Source organism: Duganella sp. CF402 (assembly GCF_900109645.1).
Taxonomy (GTDB): Bacteria; Pseudomonadota; Gammaproteobacteria; order Burkholderiales; family Burkholderiaceae_D; genus Rugamonas.
Genome location: NZ_FOBG01000001.1, coordinates 3,032,839 through 3,052,417, shown reverse-complemented (window position 1 = coordinate 3,052,417; position 19,579 = coordinate 3,032,839). Strand labels below are relative to the sequence as shown.

Annotated in this window: 21 protein-coding genes; 14 read left to right on the top strand and 7 right to left on the bottom strand. The window is 63.4% G+C overall.

Going from position 1 to position 19,579, the window contains the following annotated elements:
* The first annotated feature begins 10 nt into the window (after positions 1-10).
* From BMZ70_RS13720 to BMZ70_RS13710, 3 genes are all read left to right on the top strand, one after another.
* Positions 11-892, top strand: a complete 882-nt coding sequence (locus tag BMZ70_RS13720) for an SMP-30/gluconolactonase/LRE family protein (RefSeq protein ID WP_092275066.1) — start codon at positions 11-13, stop codon at positions 890-892.
* A 94-nt stretch (positions 893-986) separates the two neighbouring features.
* Complete coding sequence (locus tag BMZ70_RS13715; protein WP_092275063.1) at positions 987-1,967, top strand: glycoside hydrolase family 53 protein; 981 nt, start codon at positions 987-989, stop codon at positions 1,965-1,967.
* Between the two features lie 43 nt (positions 1,968-2,010).
* Positions 2,011-2,436 (top strand): DUF7684 family protein, encoded by a 426-nt coding sequence (locus BMZ70_RS13710; RefSeq protein WP_092275060.1) that lies wholly within the window; start codon positions 2,011-2,013, stop codon positions 2,434-2,436.
* Here BMZ70_RS13710 and BMZ70_RS13705 read toward each other — a convergent pair whose 3' ends face one another.
* Complete coding sequence (locus BMZ70_RS13705) at positions 2,437-3,351, bottom strand: LysR family transcriptional regulator (protein WP_092275057.1); 915 nt, start codon at positions 3,349-3,351, stop codon at positions 2,437-2,439.
* A gap of 103 nt (positions 3,352-3,454) precedes the next feature.
* On the opposite strand from BMZ70_RS13705, the gene BMZ70_RS13700 reads away from it, so the two are divergent.
* Genes BMZ70_RS13700 through BMZ70_RS13665 form a run of 8 tightly spaced genes read left to right on the top strand, consistent with a single transcriptional unit; the run spans position 3,455 to position 12,491 of the window.
* The gene (locus BMZ70_RS13700) at positions 3,455-5,077 is read left to right on the top strand and encodes an FAD-dependent monooxygenase (protein ID WP_229205398.1); all 1,623 of its coding nucleotides are present in this window, start codon (positions 3,455-3,457) and stop codon (positions 5,075-5,077) included.
* A 43-nt stretch (positions 5,078-5,120) separates the two neighbouring features.
* Complete coding sequence (locus BMZ70_RS13695) at positions 5,121-5,957, top strand: fumarylacetoacetate hydrolase family protein (protein WP_092275052.1); 837 nt, start codon at positions 5,121-5,123, stop codon at positions 5,955-5,957.
* Positions 5,954-6,874 carry a VOC family protein gene (locus tag BMZ70_RS13690; RefSeq protein WP_092275049.1) on the top strand — a complete coding sequence of 307 codons (921 nt, stop codon included), beginning with the start codon at positions 5,954-5,956 and terminating at the stop codon, positions 6,872-6,874. Before BMZ70_RS13695 ends, BMZ70_RS13690 begins: the two co-directional genes overlap by 4 nt.
* Before the next feature lie 39 nt (positions 6,875-6,913).
* Entirely contained in the window at positions 6,914-8,014 is a 1,101-nt protein-coding gene (locus tag BMZ70_RS13685; RefSeq protein WP_092275046.1) for a porin, read from the top strand.
* 12 nt (positions 8,015-8,026) lie between these two features.
* A complete protein-coding gene (locus BMZ70_RS13680) occupies positions 8,027-9,355 on the top strand; it encodes an MFS transporter (protein ID WP_092275043.1) in 1,329 nt (442 codons plus the stop codon).
* Between the two features lie 3 nt (positions 9,356-9,358).
* Positions 9,359-9,817, top strand: a complete 459-nt coding sequence (locus BMZ70_RS13675) for a cache domain-containing protein (RefSeq protein WP_092275040.1) — start codon at positions 9,359-9,361, stop codon at positions 9,815-9,817.
* An 11-nt stretch (positions 9,818-9,828) separates the two neighbouring features.
* Entirely contained in the window at positions 9,829-11,016 is a 1,188-nt protein-coding gene (locus BMZ70_RS13670) for an alpha/beta hydrolase (protein ID WP_092275037.1), read from the top strand.
* A 2-nt stretch (positions 11,017-11,018) separates the two neighbouring features.
* Positions 11,019-12,491, top strand: coding sequence for a phytoene desaturase family protein (locus tag BMZ70_RS13665; protein WP_092275034.1), 1,473 nt, complete (start codon positions 11,019-11,021; stop codon positions 12,489-12,491).
* On the opposite strand, the gene BMZ70_RS13660 is transcribed toward BMZ70_RS13665, so the two are convergent.
* Positions 12,466-13,299 carry a helix-turn-helix transcriptional regulator gene (locus BMZ70_RS13660; protein ID WP_092275032.1) on the bottom strand — a complete coding sequence of 278 codons (834 nt, stop codon included), beginning with the start codon at positions 13,297-13,299 and terminating at the stop codon, positions 12,466-12,468. The genes BMZ70_RS13665 and BMZ70_RS13660 overlap by 26 nt on opposite strands.
* Before the next feature lie 93 nt (positions 13,300-13,392).
* Here BMZ70_RS13660 and BMZ70_RS13655 point away from each other — a divergent pair, with 93 nt between their 5' ends.
* Positions 13,393-14,268 (top strand): SDR family oxidoreductase, encoded by an 876-nt coding sequence (locus BMZ70_RS13655; protein WP_092275029.1) that lies wholly within the window; start codon positions 13,393-13,395, stop codon positions 14,266-14,268.
* Here the strand turns inward: BMZ70_RS13655 and BMZ70_RS13650 are convergent.
* A complete protein-coding gene (locus tag BMZ70_RS13650; protein ID WP_092275026.1) occupies positions 14,265-14,693 on the bottom strand; it encodes a VOC family protein in 429 nt (142 codons plus the stop codon). The genes BMZ70_RS13655 and BMZ70_RS13650 overlap by 4 nt on opposite strands.
* A gap of 160 nt (positions 14,694-14,853) precedes the next feature.
* Between BMZ70_RS13650 and BMZ70_RS13645 the strand changes: the two genes are divergently transcribed.
* Both BMZ70_RS13645 and BMZ70_RS13640 read left to right on the top strand, forming a co-directional pair.
* Entirely contained in the window at positions 14,854-15,339 is a 486-nt protein-coding gene (locus tag BMZ70_RS13645) for a hypothetical protein (RefSeq protein WP_092275023.1), read from the top strand.
* Positions 15,340-15,353: 14 nt separating this feature from the next.
* Entirely contained in the window at positions 15,354-15,740 is a 387-nt protein-coding gene (locus BMZ70_RS13640; protein ID WP_130300777.1) for a hypothetical protein, read from the top strand.
* Here BMZ70_RS13640 and BMZ70_RS13635 read toward each other — a convergent pair.
* The 4 genes from BMZ70_RS13635 to groES form a co-directional block, all read right to left on the bottom strand.
* Entirely contained in the window at positions 15,737-16,165 is a 429-nt protein-coding gene (locus BMZ70_RS13635) for a VOC family protein (protein WP_092275017.1), read from the bottom strand. The two genes, BMZ70_RS13640 and BMZ70_RS13635, sit on opposite strands and share 4 nt — an antisense overlap.
* A 37-nt stretch (positions 16,166-16,202) precedes the next feature.
* Positions 16,203-17,351 carry an MFS transporter gene (locus BMZ70_RS13630; RefSeq protein WP_092275014.1) on the bottom strand — a complete coding sequence of 383 codons (1,149 nt, stop codon included), beginning with the start codon at positions 17,349-17,351 and terminating at the stop codon, positions 16,203-16,205.
* Between the two features lie 88 nt (positions 17,352-17,439).
* Positions 17,440-19,089: a chaperonin GroEL gene (groL, locus tag BMZ70_RS13625; RefSeq protein ID WP_092275011.1), complete on the bottom strand. Its 1,650-nt coding sequence runs from the start codon at positions 19,087-19,089 to the stop codon at positions 17,440-17,442.
* Between the two features lie 47 nt (positions 19,090-19,136).
* Positions 19,137-19,427 (bottom strand): co-chaperone GroES, encoded by a 291-nt coding sequence (groES, locus tag BMZ70_RS13620; RefSeq protein WP_026637491.1) that lies wholly within the window; start codon positions 19,425-19,427, stop codon positions 19,137-19,139.
* Positions 19,428-19,579 lie beyond the last annotated feature (152 nt).

Here is a 19,579-nt window from a genome sequence, read left to right as displayed (position 1 = left end):
GGACAAATCGATGAGCAAGCATGACGTGCAGTGTCTGTGGGAAGTAGGCGCGCAACTGGGCGAAGGCCCGCTGTGGGTGGCGGAACAGAACCGCCTGTACTTTGTCGACCTGAAGAACCAGACCTTGCATGCGCAGGACGTGACCAGCGGCGAACGCCGCAGCTGGGCCATGCCCGACTACATCTGCTGGCTGATCGCGCGCCGCGACGGCGACGGTTTCATGGCCGGCCTGCGCGACGGCATTGCCCGCGTGTGGCTGGAGCCGGAGCTGCGCATCGAATACCTGCACCGTCCGTTCCCGGAGGGCAGCGGCTTGCGCATGAATGACGCCAAGGTCGACAGCGCCGGCCGCATCTGGGCCGGTTCGATGCACAACACCGATTACGCGCAAGCCATCGGCACCTTGTTCCGCCTCGATACCGACCACGCGCTGCACGCGCACGACAACGACTACCACATCTGCAACGGCCCGACCTTCAGCCTGGACGGCGCCACCATGTACCACACCGACAGCTACGAAGGCCGCACCTACGCCTACCCGCTGGCCGCCGACGGCACGCTGGGCGCGCCGCGCGTGTGGCGCCAGTTCGGCGAAGGCGAAGGCTCGCCGGACGGCATGACGGTCGACAGCGAAGGCTGCGTGTGGATCGCACAATGGGGCGGCAGCCGCGTCTGCCGTTATTCGCCCGAAGGTGAACTGCTGGAGGCGATCGCCGTGCCGGTGCGTAACCCGGCCTCGTGCACCTTCGGCGGTGCCGACCTCAAGACCCTGTACATCACCACCGCACGTGAAGACAACACGCCCGAACAGCTGGCAGCGCATCCGCTGACCGGCGCCGTGTTTGCCGTGCGGTTGGACGTGGCCGGCGTGCCTGCCGGCCGCTTCGGCTAACCAGACATCTCTGCTGTAACCCGCTGTTTGCAAGATGCCGCGTGTAGCGGCAGGGGTGTGTTCATCCCTTAAAAACTACAACACTGGAGACAATATGAAATTGAAAGCATTGCTGCTCGCAGCATGCGGGCTGGCGTTCGCCCTGTCCGCGCGCAGCGCCACCTTTGCCAATGGGGCCGATGTGAGCTGGGTCAGCCAGCAGGAATCGAGCGGCTACTCGTTCTACAACAGCAGCGGCGTCAAGACCGATCCATTCGTGCTGCTGAAGAACCTGCAGGTGAACGCGATCCGCCTGCGCGTGTGGGTCAACCCAAGCGGCGGCTGGAACGATGGCGCGGACGTGCTGTACAAGGCCAAGCGCGCAGCAGCGCAAGGCCAGCGCATCCTGATCGACTTCCACTACAGCGACAGCTGGGCCGATCCGGGCCAGCAGACCAAGCCTGCCGCCTGGTCCAGCCATACGCTGGCGCAGCTGAACACCGATGTCTACAACCACACCTACGGCATCCTGAATTACCTGAAGACCAACGGCATCACGGTCGAGTGGGTGCAGGTCGGCAACGAGATCAACAGCGGCATGCTGTGGCCGGAAGGGAAGACCACCAGCTTCAGCAACCTGTCCGGCTTGATCAACAACGGCTACAACGCGGCCAAGGCGGTGTACCCGAGCAGCAAGGTGATCCTGCATATTTCGAACGGCTATGACAACGCACTGTTCCGCTGGTTCTTCGACGGCGTGAAAGCGGCCGGCGCCAAGTGGGACGTGATCGGCATGTCGCACTATCCGCCGGCGTCGGACTGGGCCAACTACAACAACAAGATCTCGACCAATATGTGGGACATGGTGTCGCGCTATGCCAAGCCGGTGATGGTGACTGAAGTGGGCATGGACTGGACCCAGGCGGCCACCTCGAAAGCCATGCTGGCGGATTTGCTGACCAAGACCAAGGCGCTGGGCTCGAACGGCCTGGGCGTGTTCTACTGGGAGCCGCAAGCCTATCCAGGCTGGCAGGGCTACACAATGGGCGCGCTGGACGCCAGCGGCAAATTCACCGTAGCGCTGGATCCGTTTTAAGCTGTAGCTTGCGGGATTCGGCGGATCCGGCGAGAATGCCGGAATGCTGAATTCCACCGTCAAATATCTTCATCTTTCCCCTTCCAGCGAGCTGCCTGCGCTGGAAGGCCTGCGCCAGTTCAAAGCCATCGTTGTAGTCGAAGCCGATGTGGACGAGAGCATGATGTGGGACGCCGCCCGCTGGCTGATCGAATCAGGCTGCATGTATGCGCTGGCGTGGGGCAAGGACTGCGACCAGTGGCGCGAAGCGATCGACGACGCCGCGCAGGAAGCCGTCAACTATGAAGACGTGCCGGAAGCGAAGCGCGTCTACGTCACCTCGCACGAGGACGAAGAACTGGAAGAAGCCTTTTGGTTCGCCCAGCACCGCGCCATCCATCCCGCGCACGACCTCAACACCACCCTGATCCTCCACCTGGCCGACACTCCGCGCCGCGAAGAGCTCGAAGAGCTGTATCACACCGCCTGATCACACTTTGCCGCGTGCCGCCAGTAGGTGGGCGCTGGCGCGGCGGATCATGTCGCAGAAGTATTCGGCGGCTGGCGTCAGCGGCAGGTCGGCGCGGCGCACGATGCAGATCGGCGCCGCTTGCAGCGTTTCCTTCACCTTTATGATCTCCAGCGCGTTGCGCGTGATTTCAAATTCCGCCCACTGCACCGGCAGCATCAGCAGCAAGTCCGAATAGGCGATGGCGGTGATGTAGGTCAGCGTTGAATGTGCGCGCATCACCAGCCGTGGCGGCGGCAGGCCGTGCTGTGCGAACAACGGCCCCAGTTCTTCGTAAGCCTTGTGCGTGACCGACGTGGTGGCCCACTCCGCATCTTTCAATTCTTTCAGCGACGTCGCCTTGCGCAGCGGATGGCCGCGCCGGCACATGATGACGCGCGTGTTGTCGAACAGCTTTTCAACGATCAGGTCCGACCCCGGCGGCAGGTCCGGTACCGGTCCGATGTAGCAATCCAGCGTGCCGCTCTTCAGTAGCGGTTCGGCGTTGGGGAACACGCCGTCGCGCAAATCCATCACCACGTGCGGATAGCGCGCGCGGAACTCTTTCAACGCATACGGGAACAGCGCAATGTGCGGCACGGTCGACATGCAGACCTGCAGCAGGCCGGCGGTATCGCCCTGCAGCTGCGCAATCTCCTCGTGCGCGCGCCGCACCTCGCTGCTGATGGTCTGCGCCCGCACCAGGAAGCGCTGGCCAGCCTGGGTCAGCACCACGCCGCGCGTGCCGCGCTCGAACAGCGTCACGCCCAGCTCGTGTTCCAGCTCCTGCATGCTGCGGGTGAGCTGCGGCTGGCTGACATCAAGGTGGCGCGCCGCCGCCCGCACGCTGCCTTTCTCGGCGATGGCCAGCAAATGGCTGATCTGGGTAAGTTTCATGGTGATGCGATTCTAGTATCACTTACCGGAATTTGTCATCTTTTTTGATCGCCACTCCTGGCCTAGACTTGCTTCACAAGAGCTAGCAATGGAGACACTCAATATGAATCAGGCAACCGTACATTCGACCGAAGTGCTGATCGTCGGCGCCGGACCGGCCGGGCTGGCGCTGGCGATCGAACTCGGTTCGCGCGCGATTTCCTGCATCGTCGTCGAACGCAACGAGCGTGTCGGCGCCGCGCCACGCGCCAAGACCACCAACGTCCGCACCCGCGAACACCTGCGCCGCTGGGGTATCGCCGGCAAGCTGGCCGAGGCGTCGCCGCTGGGCCTCGACTATCCGTCCGACGTGATGTTCGTGACGCGGCTGGCCGGCTATCCGCTGGCGCGCTTCGAGAACGCCTTCCAGTGCGCACCGGAGCGCAACCCGCTGTACTCCGAGCACGCGCAGTGGATCCCGCAATACACGCTGGAGAAGGTGCTCAAGGAGCATGCGCAATCCCTGCCCAGCGTGCAGTTCTGCTTCCTGACCGAGCTGGAATCGTTCGAGCAGGACGGCAAGGGCGTGCGCGCGAAAGTGCGCCACACCCGCAACGGCGAGTGCGATGTCATCGCCAGCCAGTACATCGTCGGCGCCGACGGCGCGCGCAGCACGGTGCGCGCCGCGATCGGCGCGAAGATGGAAGGCGCCTACGGCCTTTCGCGCAACTACAACATCGTGTTCCGCGCACCGGGGCTGGCGGCGGCCCACCCGCACGGCAAAGCCATCATGTACTGGCAGATCAACGCCGACACCCCCAGTCTGATCGGCCCGATGGACAGCGGCGACACCTGGTTCTTCATGCCGACCGGCGTGCCGGAAGGCTTCAAGGTCAGCGACGCCGAGGCGGCGGAGTTGATCCGCAAGGCCACCGGCATCGACCTGCCCTACGAAATCAAGAGCACCGACGAATGGGTGGCCAGCCGCCTGATCGCCGACAAATACCAGGATCGCCGCGCCATCCTGATCGGCGATGCCTGTCACCTGCATCCGCCGTTCGGCGGCTACGGCATGAACATGGGCGTGGCCGACGGCGTGGACCTGGGCTGGAAGCTGGCCGCCGTACTACGTGGCTGGGGCGGTCCGTCGCTGATCGCCAGCTACGCGGCCGAACGGCGCCCGGTGCATCAGCGCGTGATGGATGAAGCGGTGGCCAACCATGCGGTGCTGGGCAAGCAGTTGACGCAGGAGGGCAGCGAGGACGACGGGCCGCTCGGCGTGCGCATGCGCGCGCAGATCGGCGCCGTCATCCGCGAAGCCAAGGCGCGCGAATTCAACACGCTGGGCGTGGTGCTGGGCTGCCACTACCACGGCTCGCCCATCGTGACGCAGGAAGAGGGCGCGGCGCCGGCCGCCGAAGTGGCGACGGTGACGCCGTCCGCCTGTCCCGGTTCGCTGGCGCCGCACGCCTGGCTGGACGACGGCAGTTCGCTGTATGACGGCTTCGGCCCCGGCTACACGCTGCTGGCTACCGCTGGCTGGAACGCGGCCGACCTGCATCAGGCGCAGCGCGATGCGCGCGAGGTGGGCCTGCCGCTGACGGTGTGCCAGCCCGATTCCCCGGCGTTGGCCGAACTGTATCAGGCGCGCCTGGCGCTGATCCGCCCCGACCAGCATGTGGCCTGGCGCGGCAATACCTGGCCGCACGACGGCAAGGCGCTGCTGCGCCATGTCTGCGGCTGGTGATGTACTCGTTTAACCCCTCAACAAAAAGCACAGAAAGCACAACATGAAACTCTTACGCGTGGGCGCAGCAGGCGCCGAAAAACCGGCGGCCCTTGATGCGCAAGGCGGTCTTCGCGACCTGTCGGCGCTGGTGCCGGACCTGACGCCGGACTGGCTGTCGCCGCAACGCCTGCAGGCGCTGGCCGCCGTGGACCTTGGCAAGCTGCCGCTGCTGGACCCGAACCAGCGCATCGGCGTGCCGGTGGCCGACATCCGCCAGTTCGTCGCCATCGGCCTGAATTACCGCAAGCATGCGGAGGAGTCGGGCCTGCCGCTGCCGGCCGAGCCTATCGTTTTCACCAAGGCCATCACCTCGCTGAGCGGCGCCAATGACGATATCGTGCTGCCGCGCGGCTCCGAGCAAACCGACTGGGAGATTGAACTGGCCGTCGTCATCGGCACCACGGCACGCAGCGTCAGCGAAGCCGATGCGCTGGGCTACGTAGCCGGCTACTGCGCCGCTAACGATGTGTCGGAACGCCATTGGCAAATCCACCGCAACGGCCAGTGGGGCAAGGGCAAGAGCTTCGACAGCTTCGGTCCGGTCGGCCCGTGGCTGGTCACGGCCGATGAAATCCCCGACCCGCAGACGCTGGATATGGAATTGCGCGTCAACGGCGAGATTCGCCAGGCCAGCAATACCTCCGACATGATTTTCACGGTGGCGCAAATCGTTTCCTACCTGAGCCAGTTCATGACGCTGCTGCCGGGCGATGTGATCGTCACCGGCACGCCGGCCGGCGTGGGCCTGGGCATGACGCCGCAGCAGTTCCTGAAAAAAGGGGATGTGGTGAGCATCGCCATCGCACAACTGGGTACGCAAACCCAGCACGTGATATGAACACCGCCGTCCATTCGGTGCACGAATTCGCATTCTGCGTGCCGGACCTGGAAGCGGCTGTGCACTTCTACAGCAGCTTCGGCCTCGATGTGCGGCGTGAAGCGGGCGGCCTCGGTCTGTACACCGATGGCCACGCGCAGCGCTGGGGCAGGGTGCTGGAGGGCGGCCGCAAGCAGTTGCTATGGCTGGCGCTGGGCGTCTACCAGCAGGACCTGGCGGCGCTGCTGGCGCGCTGTGATGCGCAGCAGGTGCGGCGCATCGCACCGCCGCACGCGGAAGTGCCGGACGGCGTGTGGATCGCGGCGCCGGACGGTGTGGCGATCTGCCTGCAAGTGGCGGCCAAGTGCTCGCCCAGCGAGAAGGCGCCGCGCGAGTTCGCGCCGGAAGGCGGCCATGCGGGGCGCGCGCCATGCCGCAGCGCGATCCGGCAAGTGCGGCCGACGCATTTGTCGCACATCCTGCTGTTCACGCCGGACGTGAACGCGGCGGTGGAGTTTTACTGTGCGGCGCTGGGCCTGCGCCTGTCCGACCGCTCGGGTGACATCATCGCCTTCGTGCATAGCCCGCACGGCAGCGATCATCACCTGCTGGCGTTTGCCAGGTCGGCGGCGCCAGGCCTGCACCACAGCAGCTGGAACGTGAATTCCTTCGACGCGGTGGGACTGGGCGCGCAGCAGATGGCGCAGGCGGGCTATCCCGATGGCTGGGGCGTGGGACGGCATGTGCTCGGCTCCAACTACTTCCGCTATGTGCGCGACCCGTGGGGCAGCTACGCCGAGTATTCGTTCGACATCGACTTTATCGCCGCCGGCGTGCAGTGGCCGGCGGCCGACTATCCGCCCGAGGATTCGCTCTACGTCTGGGGCCCTGCGCTGCCGGCGGATTTCGTCACCAATCATGAGGTTCCAACCATGTAAGGCAGTACTTCCATAATTAAAACCACGGAGACATAAAAAATGCAAAACAAGATCACAACGGCGCTGATGCTGTCAGCGCTGATGCCGGCGGCCGTCCTGGCGCAAGGCCAGGGCAGCAACGTCACTTTCTACGGCAAGCTCGATGTCGCAGTCGACAGCGTGCGCTTCTCGTCGGCGCCGGGCAAGGCCGCATCCGGCGCGCGCTATGTGTCGAACGACATTTCCTACTGGGGGCTGCGCGGCAGCGAAGACCTGGGCGATGGCACGCGGGCATACTTCAAGCTGGAATCGGGCTTCAGCGCGGACACCGGCACCAGCAGCGGCGGCACCCAGCTGTTCGACCGCGAAGCGCTGGTCGGCTATGGCGGCAAGTGGGGCTCGGTGCAGCTGGGCAGCCAGTTCGCGCCCAGCCTGTGGGTGCAGCTGCGCAGCGATCCTTTCGGCCGCAACGAGAACGGCAATGGCGTCACGCTGACGCAGCAAGTGCCCGGCAACCTGCGCGGCTTCGTCGGCCAGCTGCCCCTGAATAACTCGCTGCAGTATTTGTCGCCTGCGGTCGACGGCGTATCGGTGCGCGTGCTGCATAGCTTCAGCGAACGCGCCGCAGCGCCCAAGGACCTCGGCCAGTTCACCGGTGCGAACATTGAGTATTCGAAGAACGGCCCGCTGTACGTGGGCGCCAGCTACGAGGTGCAGAAGCTGGCCGGCGCCGTGCCGAACACGGTCCTGTCCAACAAGACCGCCACGCTGGGCGCCAGCTATGCATTCGAGCCATTCAAGCTGTTCGGCTACCTGCTGCACAACACGCTGTCCGGCAACAAGAACGTCAATGCGCAGCTGGTCGGCGCCAACATTCCGCTGGGACTGGCGGATGTCAAAATCTCCTACGCGCAGCGCAAGATCGATGATACCGTCGGCGGCAAGACGCATATCTACGCGATCGGCTACTTCTACCACCTGTCGAAGCGCTCCGAGATCTACACCTCTTATGCGCACCTGGACAATGGTGCGGCCACCAATTTTGGCATCTGGCCAAGCAGTAAAACTTATTCGCCGCCGCCAGCGGCGGGCGGTGCGGGCTTGCCGGTGGCGGGGCAGGACGTTTCCAGCCTGTCCGTCGGCATCCGGCACTTCTTCTGATCGGGGAGTAGCATGACTACACAAACCATGACTTCCAGCGCCGTGATGAACGGCGCGAAAATCTCGGGGCTGCAGATACTGACGCTGGTGCTGTGCTTCCTGGTGGTGGCGGCGGACGGCTTCGACGTGGCCGCAGCCGGCTACGTGGCGCCTCTGCTCAAACGCGAGTGGGCGCTGGCGCCGCCGCAACTGGCGCCTATCTTCGGCGCCGGCCTGTTCGGGCTGGCGATCGGCAGTTTCATCTTCGGCCCGATGGCCGACCGCATCGGCCGCCGCCGCGTGATCGTGCTGTCCATGCTGCTGTTCGCGGCTGGCAGCATTGCTTGCGGCTACGCGGACTCGGTGCAGTCGCTGGCCGTGTTGCGCTTCCTGACCGGACTGGGACTGGGCGGCGCCATGCCGGCGGCACTGACGCTGTCGTCGGAATTCGCACCGGAGCGCAACCGCGCCTTGCTGGTGACGCTGATGTTTTGCGGCTTCACATTGGGGCTGGCCTTCGGCGGCGGCATCGCCGCGCTGCTGATCCCGCGCTTCGGCTGGCCGGGCGTGTTCTTCTTCGGCGGCGCAGTGCCGCTGGCGCTGGTGCCACTGATCTGGTTCCTGATGCCGGAGTCGCTGCGCTTCATGGCCGGCAAGCCGAAGTACGAAGCGGAGGCGCGCGCCGTGCTGCGCCGCCTGACGGGCCGCGACGACGTTCGCCTTGAAGCGGTGGTGCCGGAGGAACGCGGCACTACCGCTGCAAAGGCCAGTGTTCTCGCGACGCTGTTCAACGCCCACTACCGCGCCGGCACGTTGCTGCTTTGGCTGGCTTTCTTCTGCACCCTGTGGGTGTACTACCAGGTCAGCAGCTGGTTGCCGACCGTGATCACCGACAGCGGCATCGCGGTGACGGAAGCCGCCGCCATCGGCGCCATGATGCCGATCGGCGGCACTCTCGGCTCGCTGATCAATGCGCGCCTGATGGACCACTACAACCCGTTCTTCGTGCTGACCTGCTCCTACGCGGTGGCGGCGCTGTCCATCGTGCTGACCGGCGCGGCGATTGCGCATCCGGGCTGGCTGTATGTGGCGGTGTTCTGTATTGGCCTGGGATTGTCCGGCGCGCAGACCGGCGCCAATGTGCTGGTCTCCGGCTTCTACACCACGGCGGCGCGGGCCACCGGCGTGAGCTGGGCGCTGGCGGTGGGGCGGGTTGGTTCCATCGTCGGCTCGGTCAGCGGCGGCGCGCTGCTGGCGGCCATCGCCAGCAAGCAGACGGCCTTCGTGGTGTTCGCCGTACCGGCGGTGATTGCCGGCTGCGCGATGCTGGTGACGGGACGTCTTTACAAGGAAGGGAAGTGAATCATGGCCAAGTGCATTCGATACCTGTTGCTGGCGCTGGCCTGCTTCCTCGGCGGTCCGCTGCGCGCCGCCGATCTCGGTTCCGCTGACGAAGCGGTAAGCATGGTGCGTAAGGCGGTGGCGATGCTGGCCGACAGCGGCAAGGACAAGACCATCGCGGAAGCCAACAATCCGCACGGCCGCTTTGTCGACCGCGACTTGTATGTAGTGATTCACGATCTGCACGGCACTGTGCTGGCCAACCCGGTGCTGCCGCGCATGGTGGGGCACGATCTGTCGGCGGTGAAGGACGTAGACGGCAAGATGTTTATCAAGGAGCGGCTGGACATGCTGAAGACGTCCAATCGCGGCTGGATCGATTTCAAGTGGCCCAACTCGGTCACCAAACAAATCGAGAAGCGCTCTGTGTATTTCGAACGCGCCGGCGACCTGGTGGTCGCTTGCGGCATCCTCAAACAATAAAGGAGACTAGCATGAGCAAACCAGAACAGGCGGAAGTCAACAGCCGCCGCAACTTCCTCGGCACCAGTATCGGCGGCATCGGCCTGCTGGCGGCCACCGTATCGGGCTGCGGCGGCAGCGACGCCAACGCACAAACCACCACGCCGCCGCCGACCACCACGCCGCCGCCGACCACCACGCCGACGGTCGATGCACCGGTATGCCTGCCCGGCATGGCACTGGCGGTCGATTACGCCGCGCTGCGCGCCGAGCGCATGAGCAAGGTGACGCCGGAGATGAAGGCGATCTACGATGCGGCCCTGGCCGGTCCGTCGATCCGCACCATCGGCATTCCCGCCATTCGCAAGAGCGGCGAGCAGCCTGCCAATGCGGTGATCCCGCCGGGCGTGGTGGCAAAGAATATCGAGATCCCCGGTCCGGCAGGTCCGATCCCGACGCGCGTCTGGATGCCGGCCAACGCCACCGGCCCGGTGGGCGTCTACATCAGCACCCACGGCGGCGGCTGGAACTTCGGCAACGGCATGGATTATCACGATGCCGAGGAAGGCGCGCACGTGCTGGAGTGGGGCTGCGCGGTGGTGCGTCCCGACTACCGCATCGCGCCCGAACACAAATTCCCGGCGGCGATCGAGGACTGCTACGCGGTGCTGCAATACATCGGCGCGCACGGTGCGGAGCTGGGCTTCGACACCGCGCGCATCGGCATCGGCGGCGGCTGCGCGGGCGGCAATATCGGCACGGTGGTGACGCTGATGGCGCGCGACGCGGGCGGCGTGCTGCCGGCCTTACAGTTCCTGTGGTCGCCGGCTTGCGACATGCGCAACAACTACCACTCGTATCTTGAATTCGCCAACGGCTACGGCCTGCGCGCGGACGATGCGGATTTCGTCACCCGCAACTACCTGCGTTCGCGCGAGGACAGCTATGACTGGCGCGCCTCGCCGGTGCTGGCGCCCACGCTGAAGGGCATGCCGCCGGCGCTGGTGTGGGTGGGGCAGTGGGAAATCCTGTACGACGAAACCATCCTGTACGTGAACCGCATGCGCGACGTTGGTGTGACGGTGCACCTGCTGGAAGGGCCGCAGCAGGGACACGGCTTCCTGTACCTCCATCCCGATACCGAATACGCCAAGGCGACGCTGCCGAAGATTAACAGCATCATCCGCAGCTACATCGGTCCCGAGGCGAAGAAGTCGTAGCCATGCAAGCCATTGTGATTGGCGCAGGCGTGAACGGGCTGGCGGCGGCCTTGAACCTGGCCGCCACCGGTATCCGCACGCTGGTGGTAGAACGTGCGCCGCAGTGCGGCGGACAGGCGGTAACCGAAGAGTCTTTGCTGCCGGGGTTCAAGCTGCACCCGCATGCGAACTACCTGTCCTATGCCGACCTGCTCGACCGCCAAAGCGACGCGGCCAGCAAGGCCATGCCGCGCCATGTGGTGATGCCGCTGGCGCAGCACGGCATGGCGTTCCGCGATGGCCGGCCGCCGCTGGTGCTGTATCGGCGCGAGGCAGCGCAAAAGACGCTGCAGTCGCTGTCGATGTTTTCACGGCATGATGCACGCGCCTTTGTGCAAGCCAAGGCGCTGGCCGATCAGTTGACGCGGCCCCTGGCCGGCATCTACTTTTCGCCGCCGCACGCCGCCGCCATCAAGGGGTATGCGGGCGAGGTGGCGGAGTTGTATGCAGGCCTGTTCGATCCGCGTCTGCTTGGTACGCGCAGTGCGCAGCAGGTAATCGACGCGCTGTTCGAGTCGGACGAGGTGAGGACGCTGTTCTATCGCCTGACGCTGGAGTTTTCCGGTAGCTTGCATGAGGTGGGCGGCGATGCCGCTTTCCTCGGCTACGTGCTGTGGATACTGGGCCGCCGCACACTGCCGGTCGGCGGCATGGCGAGCGTGCCGGAAGCGCTGGCCGGCGCCGCCCGCAAGGCAGGTGTCGTCGTCGCTTGCGGCGTCGGTGTAGATCGCATAGCGCTGCGTGATGGCGCGGTGCGCGGCGCGCACCTGAGCGATGGCAGTTTCATGCCGGCCGATATCGTGGTGTCCAGTGCGGACTATGAGGCCAGCATGGGCGAATTGATTGCAGACGATGAGCGGCCTTCGCGCTATGCGCAGGTGCGGTCGAACATGATCGGTTCCTATGCGGCTTGCCTGGCGCGTGCACCGGACTACAGCAGCGCCGCGCACAATGCGGACATCAACCAGTGCGGGCAGGTGTTCATCGGTCTCGATTCCTGCGCTGAAGTGATGGAACATGTCTCCGATCTGGAGGCGGGGCGCCTGCCGCTGCCGTCCGGCGCGATTCGCGTGAACTCGCTGTGGGATGCTTCGCAGGCGCCGGCCGGCCAGCATGCCGCCGGCGCGGACTGCCAGTTCCCCGACGGCCTGGATGGCGCAATGCTGCAGCGGGTGGAGGCTGTCTATCCGCATGCCTTCGCCGCCACGTGGGCGGAGTATGCGCCGAATCTGAGCGATGCGGTGCTGGCGCATCGCATCACGCTGTCGAGCGACAAGGCGCGCAAGATCGCCTTGCGTGAAGGGGACAACCAGTATCGCGGTCCGGTGCGCGGCTATTACCTGTGCGGTGCGTCCACGCATCCGGGCGGTGGCGTGCATGGGGCTTGCGGCGTCAATGCGGTGCAGGCGATCAGGAAGGATTTTCCTGCAGCTTGAGCGCCAGCTTGCCGGCGTCGCCGTCCAGCATGTTGTAGATCACCAGATTCAGGTCGCTGCGGCCTTCCACTGCGAAGGCCGAGTATTCGAACGACAGCGGGCCAAGCTCCGGATGATGGATGGTCTTGCGCATTTCCAGCGGGTCGGAGATCCCCGGCTCGGTCCACAGCTTTTTGAATTGCGGATTGAGTTCGCTCAGCTCCGCCACCAGCGGCGCCACTTCATCGGCGGCGCCGGCGCGCACGGTGTCGGCGCGGAAGGCTCCCACCACGAAGCGCGCGATCATGTCCCAGTCGCCGTGCTTCTCACGTGCATGCGGATCGAGGAACATCAGGCGCAGCCAGTTGCGCTGTCCCGGCGGCAGGGCGTCGAAATCGGTCAGGAAGACGGTGGCCGCGCGGTTCCACGCTACCACGTCCCACACGGCGCTGCGGATCAGCGCAGGGCAGGGATCGAGCAGGTCGAGGATGCGCTGCAGGCGCGGGCTGACCGCAGGCGCGGGCTTGTACAGCACTTCGGGTGGCCGGCCGAGGGCCAGCAGGAACAGGTGTTCGCGTTCGGCTTCGGTCAGCATCAACGCGGAGGAAAGGCGGGCCAGCACGCTGGCCGATGGACGTGCGCCACGTCCTTGTTCCAACAACGTGTACCAAGCGACGCTGATGTGGGCGCGCAGCGCGACTTCCTCGCGCCGCAGGCCGGGCGTGCGGCGGCGGCCGGCCGGGAAGCCCAGCGCCGCCGGATCGAGCCGCGCGCGGCACAGGGCAAGGTACTCGCCCAGCATGTTGTCGGCGTTGGTTTGCGACGTCATCGTAATACTTTTTATAGCAGGATAATCTCCCTACTTTATCATGGTATGTTGATGCGGGATACTGGAGCGGTTCAACATCAAAGAGGAATCGCAATGGATATTTTCGTAACGGGTGCAACGGGTTTTGTCGGTTCGGCCGTGGTCAGGGAGCTGGTGGCGGCGGGCCATCGCGTGGTCGGCCTGACGCGCAGCGAGGAAGGCGCGCAAGCGCTGCTCGCTGCCGGTGCGCAGCCGCATGCAGGTTCGCTGGAGGACTTTGCTTCGCTGGAGCGCGGCGTGCAGCAGGCCGATAGCGTGATCCACCTTGGCTTCAATCACAACTTCGCCAACTTCGTGCAGAACTGCGAGAACGACCGCGCGGTGATTGGCTTCATGTCGAATTTGCTGGTGGGTTCGCAGCGTCCGCTGCTGGTGACTTCGGGTACTAACGTCGTGCAGGCGGCACCGGGGCAGATGGGGACGGAGCAGGATCCCATCATGAGTTCAGCACTACACCCGCGCGCAGCCACCGAGGAAGCGATTGCGGCGGCGCGCGCGCAGGGTGTGAACGTGTCGGCGGTGCGGCTGCCGCAGGTGCACAACCAGGACAAGCATGGCCTGATCAGCTACATGGTTCCGGGCGCGCTGAAAGCCGGCTACTGCGCGTATCTTGAAGATGGCCAGAACCGCTGGCCGGCCGCGCACATTTCGGACGTGGCGGAGTTGTACCGGCTGGTGCTGGAAAAGGGCCAGCCGGGAGCGAACTATCATGCGGTGGGCGAAGAGGGCGTGAGCCAGTTCGAGATCGCCGCCGCGCTGGGACGGCGTTTGCAGTTGCCGGTCAAGTCGCTGACGAAAGAAGAAGCGCCGGCCTACTTCGAGTGGCTGACGCCCCTGATCTCGCACGACGCCGCCAGTTCCAGCGCCATCACCCGACGCCTGCTCGGCTGGCAACCCCAAGGCCTTGGACTGATCGCAGACCTGGGTTAATTCTGCGGCGTGGCGACGCTGAGGGCCCAGGCGGTGCCGAAGCGGTCGGTCAGCATGCCGAACAGCGGCGTCCACTGGGCCGGCGCCAGCGGCACGGTGATGGTGGCGCCGTTGGCGATCTTGTCCCAGTAAGCGTTGACTTGTTCCGCCGTTTCGGTTTCCAGCGCAACCAGGAAGGCGTTCTGGCCGGGATGGTAAGGCGTTGCTGACGGCACGTCGCAGGCCATCACGCGGAAGCCATTGTCGGCCGCCACCTGGCCCCAGATCAGTTGATCGGCTTCCGTTTCGTTGGTGACCTGGCCGAAATCCTTGTAGCTCATGGCCATCACTTCGCCGCCAAACACGGACTGGTAAAAGTTCAGCGCATCGCGCGCCTGGCCACGGAAGTTGAGGTGGGCTACTGCGCTGACAGTGTTCGGTTTCATTGGAAATCTCCTGAAAGAAAAGTGAAACTCATTCTATTCAGCAGCTCTGTCAGTTTCTGTCAGTAGTCGATACGCTGACGACGTGACGCACGATTGATGCCGATCATTTGTCTCGTCTGCTTATGCGGTACATGTGTAGTACGCGTATGGGAGGACGAGAATGAACAGCAAGCGCATTTATTACTCCTGCAGTACTCGGCTGTCCTACGAGATCTGCCAGCTCTACTACGGCCAGCTCCATTACGCATGGTGCGCGCCGTTCTTCGATGCCGAGTCTTCATTCAGCCCCCATAACTGTGTGCCGCCCAGTTCGAATCCACGGGCTATCTACTGGAGCTTGAAGAAAGAGATTGACGCTGGCGACTGGCACTCCCGGAAGATCAAAGGACTTCGAAAAGGGATGCTGAATGGCGCTGCTCTTAAACTTAATGCGGGTATTATCAATAGGAGTCAACACCAAGAGATTGTCCGAACCATCAAGCGATCACAGCTCATTGCGTTCAGTCCCTTGATGTTCGTAATTCCAGTGGAGCCTCTTGCTGGACGTTTCGTGTTTGCCAGCATGCAGCTAAGAGCTAATCCCATGTCAGAGGAGTACATCATTACTGACCTTCCGAGGGATCTTTTTGATGCCTTCGAATTATGAAGTGGAGGTTTAGCATGAACGGGATGGACGTATTTTCCTACATTGAATCTGCCCCTGTTGAGATTGCAGTTGGGGCATTGCACTATTGCTCACGGGCGTTTGACCATGCTCAATGGCCCAAGGAGCGCCGGCCGGATATTTTCTTTGAGCATCCGTCCTGCCTTCCAAGCCCGGAGGTGCGAAAATTGACGCTGGCTATCTTGGCTGCCATTGAGGCAGATGCTAAGAGGGAAATAGACCAACTGGACAAGAAGACGTTCGACGCCTACTGGGATTTGATTGGCGATGCGGGGGATATTCTGGATGCGCGTCATCCTGATGATGGCTATTCCGAGAACGTCGAGAAATTCTTCCGGATGATGGACGAGAAATGGAATCGCCCCGCTCGCTCCCTTGGCTAGAAAGTGATGTGCACCGACGGGGCGCTGCGCTTGGCTGCGCCGTGGAACACGGCTTCGATGTTGTTGCCATCAGGGTCGAGTATGAAGGCGGCGTAGTAGCCGGGGTGGTAGGGGCGCTCGCCCGGTGCGCCGTTGTCTTTGCCGCCGTTGGCCAACGCGGCTTTGTAGGCGGCGTCCACGGTGGCGCGGTCTTTGGCCTGGAAGGCGAGGTGGTGGCGGCCGGTCAGCACGCCTTGCGCCGCCTGGCTGTCTGCGGTGGAGACGAACAGTTCGTCGGCCCAGAAGAAGTCCGGGCCGGTGCCACCGATAGGCACGCCCAGTACTTCAAATAGCGCGCTGTAGAATTTTTGCGAAGCCGGCAGGTCGCGTACCACCAGCTGGATGTGGTCGATCAGGCGGCCGCGATGCAGTTCTTGAGTTTCCATGAGCAACACTCCTTGGTTGAGTGCGGCCCAGTCTAGCTCAAAGTGATTTTTGGACGCGCCACGCTAGCGGCAGGGTGAGCAGCAGGATGGCGGCCAGTGACAGCAGGGCGGTCGGCACGCCTAACACATCGCCGACGCGGCCGAACAGCACCGGCGACAGCGCGCCGGCGCCGATGGTGCCGGTGTAGAACAAAGCGAACGCTTGTTCGCGCTTGCCCGGCGCAGCCAGTTCCTGCACGGTGCCATACAGTACGGATGAGGTGCCGTTCAGCGCGACGCCGAGCAGCGGCAGCATGGCCATCACGCCTGCCAGCGGCAGGAACACCACCGCCACGATGCTCAGCGAGGTGGCGGATTCGGTCAGCCACACGGTTTTCATCATGCCGATACGCGCGCCGAGGTAGCCGCACAGCAGTTTGCCAAATGCGCCGCCGACAAACAGCAGCGACAGTGCGATGCCGATACCGGCCGTGCCTGCGCCTTTGCTTTTCAGCAGAAAGGGCAGGAAGGTGAGGAAGCCCATGCGTACGGTGCTGTCCAGCGTGCCGGTCGCCAGCAGCGCGCGCAGGCCGGTTACTGAGCCTTTGCCGGTAGCAGCCTTGGCCGCGTGCTCCACGTGCGCCGGTGGCGTTGCTGGAATCAGCCACCACAGCAACGCTGCCGCTGCGAAGCCGAGCACGCCGATCATGGTCACGCTGGCCTGCCAGCTCAGCACCACCAACAGCAAGCCGACCGCACCGGGAATCAAGGTTTTGCCGATATCGCCGGCGAAGTTGTACGTTGACAGCGCTTCTTTCACACCGCCGTCGGCTTCATACGCATCCGTCACCAGCGAGGAGGCCAGTGGATGCTGCGTGCTGGCCCCAAGGCCGCCGAGCATCAGCGCCATCAGCAGCACCGGCAAGCCGCCGGCCTGTCCAGCAATGAGGTAAGCCACCCCTGCCAGCGCGGTGCCGCCGATCAGCATGCGCTCGCGGCCCCAGCGCCGCGCCAGACGGCTGGCCAGCAACTGGAAGCTCGCCATCACGCCGGAATACGACGCACGCAGCAAGCCGATCATGGCGTAGCTGATGGCGAACTGGGCCTGCCAGATCGGCAGCAAAACATAAATGAGATCGGTGAGGCCGTCGTGCACGGCGTGCGCGGTGCTGGCGGCGATGAGGGAGCGGCGGCGGGCATTGGGCATCCCGCCAGTGTAGCAGACGAAAAAAAAGCCAGCTTCCGAAGAAGCTGGCTTTGCTGGCTTTAATGGCTCAGTGAGCCGGCCGGCTGAATTACATCATGCCGTCCATGCCACCCATGCCGCCCATGCCACCCATACCGCCCATGCCGCCGGCTGGTTTGTCTTCGGTGACTTCAGCGATCATGCAGTCGGTGGTCAGCATCAGGCCGGCGATCGACGCTGCGTTTTGCAGGGCCGAACGGGTGACTTTAGCTGGGTCCAGAACGCCCATTTCAACCATGTCGCCGTAGGTGCCGTTCGATGCGTTGTAGCCGAAGTTGCCTTCGCCTGCCAGCACCGCGTTCACCACCACCGACGATTCTTCGCCGGCGTTTTGTACGATCATGCGCAGTGGCTCTTCCATCGCGCGCAGCACGATCTTGATACCTGCGTCCTGGTCGGCGTTGTCGCCTTTCAGGTTTTTCACTTGAGCGCGAGCGCGCAGCAGGGCTACGCCGCCGCCTGGCACAATGCCTTCTTCCACAGCTGCGCGGGTTGCGTGCAGTGCGTCTTCAACGCGTGCTTTTTTCTCTTTCATTTCAACTTCGGTAGCAGCACCGACTTTGATCACGGCAACGCCGCCGGCCAGCTTGGCCACGCGCTCTTGCAGTTTTTCACGGTCGTAGTCCGAGGTCGCTTCTTCGATCTGCACGCGGATTTGTTTCACGCGGGCTTCGATGGCTTCAGCCTGGCCAGCACCGTCGATAACGATGGTGTTTTCTTTGCCGACTTCGATACGCTTGGCTTGGCCCAGTTCTTCCAGGGTTACTTTTTCCAGGGTCAGGCCGACTTCTTCAGCAACCACTTGACCGCCGGTCAGGATAGCGATGTCTTCCAGCATGGCTTTACGACGGTCGCCGAAGCCTGGGGCTTTCACAGCAACGGTTTTCAGGATGCCGCGGATGTTGTTGACCACCAGGGTCGCCAGCGCTTCGCCTTCGATGTCTTCTGCGATGATCAGCAGCGGACGGCCCGACTTGGCGATCTGTTCCAGGATCGGCAGCAGGTCACGGATGTTCGAGATTTTCTTGTCGCACAGCAGAACGAATGGGTTGTCCAGAGCGGCAACTTGCTTGTCCTGGTTGTTGATGAAGTATGGCGACAGGTAGCCGCGGTCGAACTGCATACCTTCAACGATGTCCAGCTCGTCGTTCAGCGATTTGCCGTCTTCAACGGTGATAACGCCTTCCTTGCCGACTTTTTCCATCGCTTCAGCGATACGCTCGCCGATCGACGAATCCGAGTTGGCCGAGATCGAGCCAACCTGGGCGATTTCTTTGGTGGTGGTGCATGGACGGGCGATGATGGCGATCTGCTCGACGGTAGCAGCAACTGCCTTGTCGATACCGCGCTTCAGGTCCATTGGGTTCATGCCGGCGGCAACGAACTTCATGCCTTCGCGAACCAGTGCTTGTGCCAGCACGGTTGCGGTGGTGGTGCCGTCACCGGCGTTGTCCGAGGTTTTGGAAGCGACTTCCTTGACCATCTGGGCGCCCATGTTCTGCAGTTTGTCTTTCAGCTCGACTTCTTTAGCAACCGACACGCCGTCCTTGGTCACGGTTGGGGCGCCAAACGAGCGCTCCAGCACCACGTTGCGGCCTTTCGGGCCCAGGGTGACTTTGACCGCGTTAGCCAGAATGTTAACGCCTTCAACCATTTTAGCGCGCGCTGCGTCGCCGAAGATTACTTCTTTAGCTGCCATGTTATTTACTCCTGTGAGGTATTAAGTGGGATCGGTTCGACCAAGGATTACTTGGTGACGATCGCCATGATGTCTTCTTCGCGCATGACCATCAGTTCCTGGCCGTCGATCTTGACGGTCTGGCCGGCGTATTTGCCGAACAGGACGCGGTCGCCTACTTTGACATCCAGAGGACGTACTTTGCCGTCTTCCAGGATCTTGCCATTGCCAACAGCCAGGACTTCACCTTGATCTGGTTTTTCAGCAGCCGCATCAGGGATGATCAGGCCGGACGCAGTTTTGGTCTCTTGGTCCAGACGTTTGACGATTACGCGATCGTTCAAAGGGCGAAGGTTCATACAAAACTCCTTAATTTTTTAACAATGGTACAAAATGTTGGTAGTCGGGCGTGTTGTTAGCACTCTTCCCTAACGAGTGCCAATTATAGGGACGACCTTGGAGCATTTCAAGGCAAACACTTTGCGGGAGGGCAAAAAAGCACGCCGAAAGG

Bases quoted from the DNA above. Each gene is read 5' to 3' on its own strand.
- BMZ70_RS13715 (WP_092275063.1), top strand. From the start codon at position 987: ATGAAATTGAAAGCATTGCTGCTCGCAGCATGCGGGCTGGCGTTCGCC.
- BMZ70_RS13640 (WP_130300777.1), top strand. From the start codon at position 15,354: ATGAACGGGATGGACGTATTTTCCTACATTGAATCTGCCCCTGTTGAG.
- BMZ70_RS13660 (WP_092275032.1), bottom strand. From the start codon at position 13,299: ATGACGTCGCAAACCAACGCCGACAACATGCTGGGCGAGTACCTTGCC.
- BMZ70_RS13690 (WP_092275049.1), top strand. From the start codon at position 5,954: ATGAACACCGCCGTCCATTCGGTGCACGAATTCGCATTCTGCGTGCCG.
- BMZ70_RS13705 (WP_092275057.1), bottom strand. From the start codon at position 3,351: ATGAAACTTACCCAGATCAGCCATTTGCTGGCCATCGCCGAGAAAGGC.
- BMZ70_RS13635 (WP_092275017.1), bottom strand. From the start codon at position 16,165: ATGGAAACTCAAGAACTGCATCGCGGCCGCCTGATCGACCACATCCAG.
- BMZ70_RS13695 (WP_092275052.1), top strand. From the start codon at position 5,121: ATGAAACTCTTACGCGTGGGCGCAGCAGGCGCCGAAAAACCGGCGGCC.
- BMZ70_RS13685 (WP_092275046.1), top strand. From the start codon at position 6,914: ATGCAAAACAAGATCACAACGGCGCTGATGCTGTCAGCGCTGATGCCG.
- BMZ70_RS13720 (WP_092275066.1), top strand. From the start codon at position 11: ATGAGCAAGCATGACGTGCAGTGTCTGTGGGAAGTAGGCGCGCAACTG.
- groL (WP_092275011.1), bottom strand. From the start codon at position 19,089: ATGGCAGCTAAAGAAGTAATCTTCGGCGACGCAGCGCGCGCTAAAATG.
- groES (WP_026637491.1), bottom strand. From the start codon at position 19,427: ATGAACCTTCGCCCTTTGAACGATCGCGTAATCGTCAAACGTCTGGAC.
- BMZ70_RS13645 (WP_092275023.1), top strand. From the start codon at position 14,854: ATGAACAGCAAGCGCATTTATTACTCCTGCAGTACTCGGCTGTCCTAC.
- BMZ70_RS13670 (WP_092275037.1), top strand. From the start codon at position 9,829: ATGAGCAAACCAGAACAGGCGGAAGTCAACAGCCGCCGCAACTTCCTC.
- BMZ70_RS13700 (WP_229205398.1), top strand. From the start codon at position 3,455: ATGAATCAGGCAACCGTACATTCGACCGAAGTGCTGATCGTCGGCGCC.
- BMZ70_RS13675 (WP_092275040.1), top strand. From the start codon at position 9,359: ATGGCCAAGTGCATTCGATACCTGTTGCTGGCGCTGGCCTGCTTCCTC.
- BMZ70_RS13680 (WP_092275043.1), top strand. From the start codon at position 8,027: ATGACTACACAAACCATGACTTCCAGCGCCGTGATGAACGGCGCGAAA.
- BMZ70_RS13650 (WP_092275026.1), bottom strand. From the start codon at position 14,693: ATGAAACCGAACACTGTCAGCGCAGTAGCCCACCTCAACTTCCGTGGC.
- BMZ70_RS13630 (WP_092275014.1), bottom strand. From the start codon at position 17,351: ATGCCCAATGCCCGCCGCCGCTCCCTCATCGCCGCCAGCACCGCGCAC.
- BMZ70_RS13710 (WP_092275060.1), top strand. From the start codon at position 2,011: ATGCTGAATTCCACCGTCAAATATCTTCATCTTTCCCCTTCCAGCGAG.
- BMZ70_RS13655 (WP_092275029.1), top strand. From the start codon at position 13,393: ATGGATATTTTCGTAACGGGTGCAACGGGTTTTGTCGGTTCGGCCGTG.
- BMZ70_RS13665 (WP_092275034.1), top strand. From the start codon at position 11,019: ATGCAAGCCATTGTGATTGGCGCAGGCGTGAACGGGCTGGCGGCGGCC.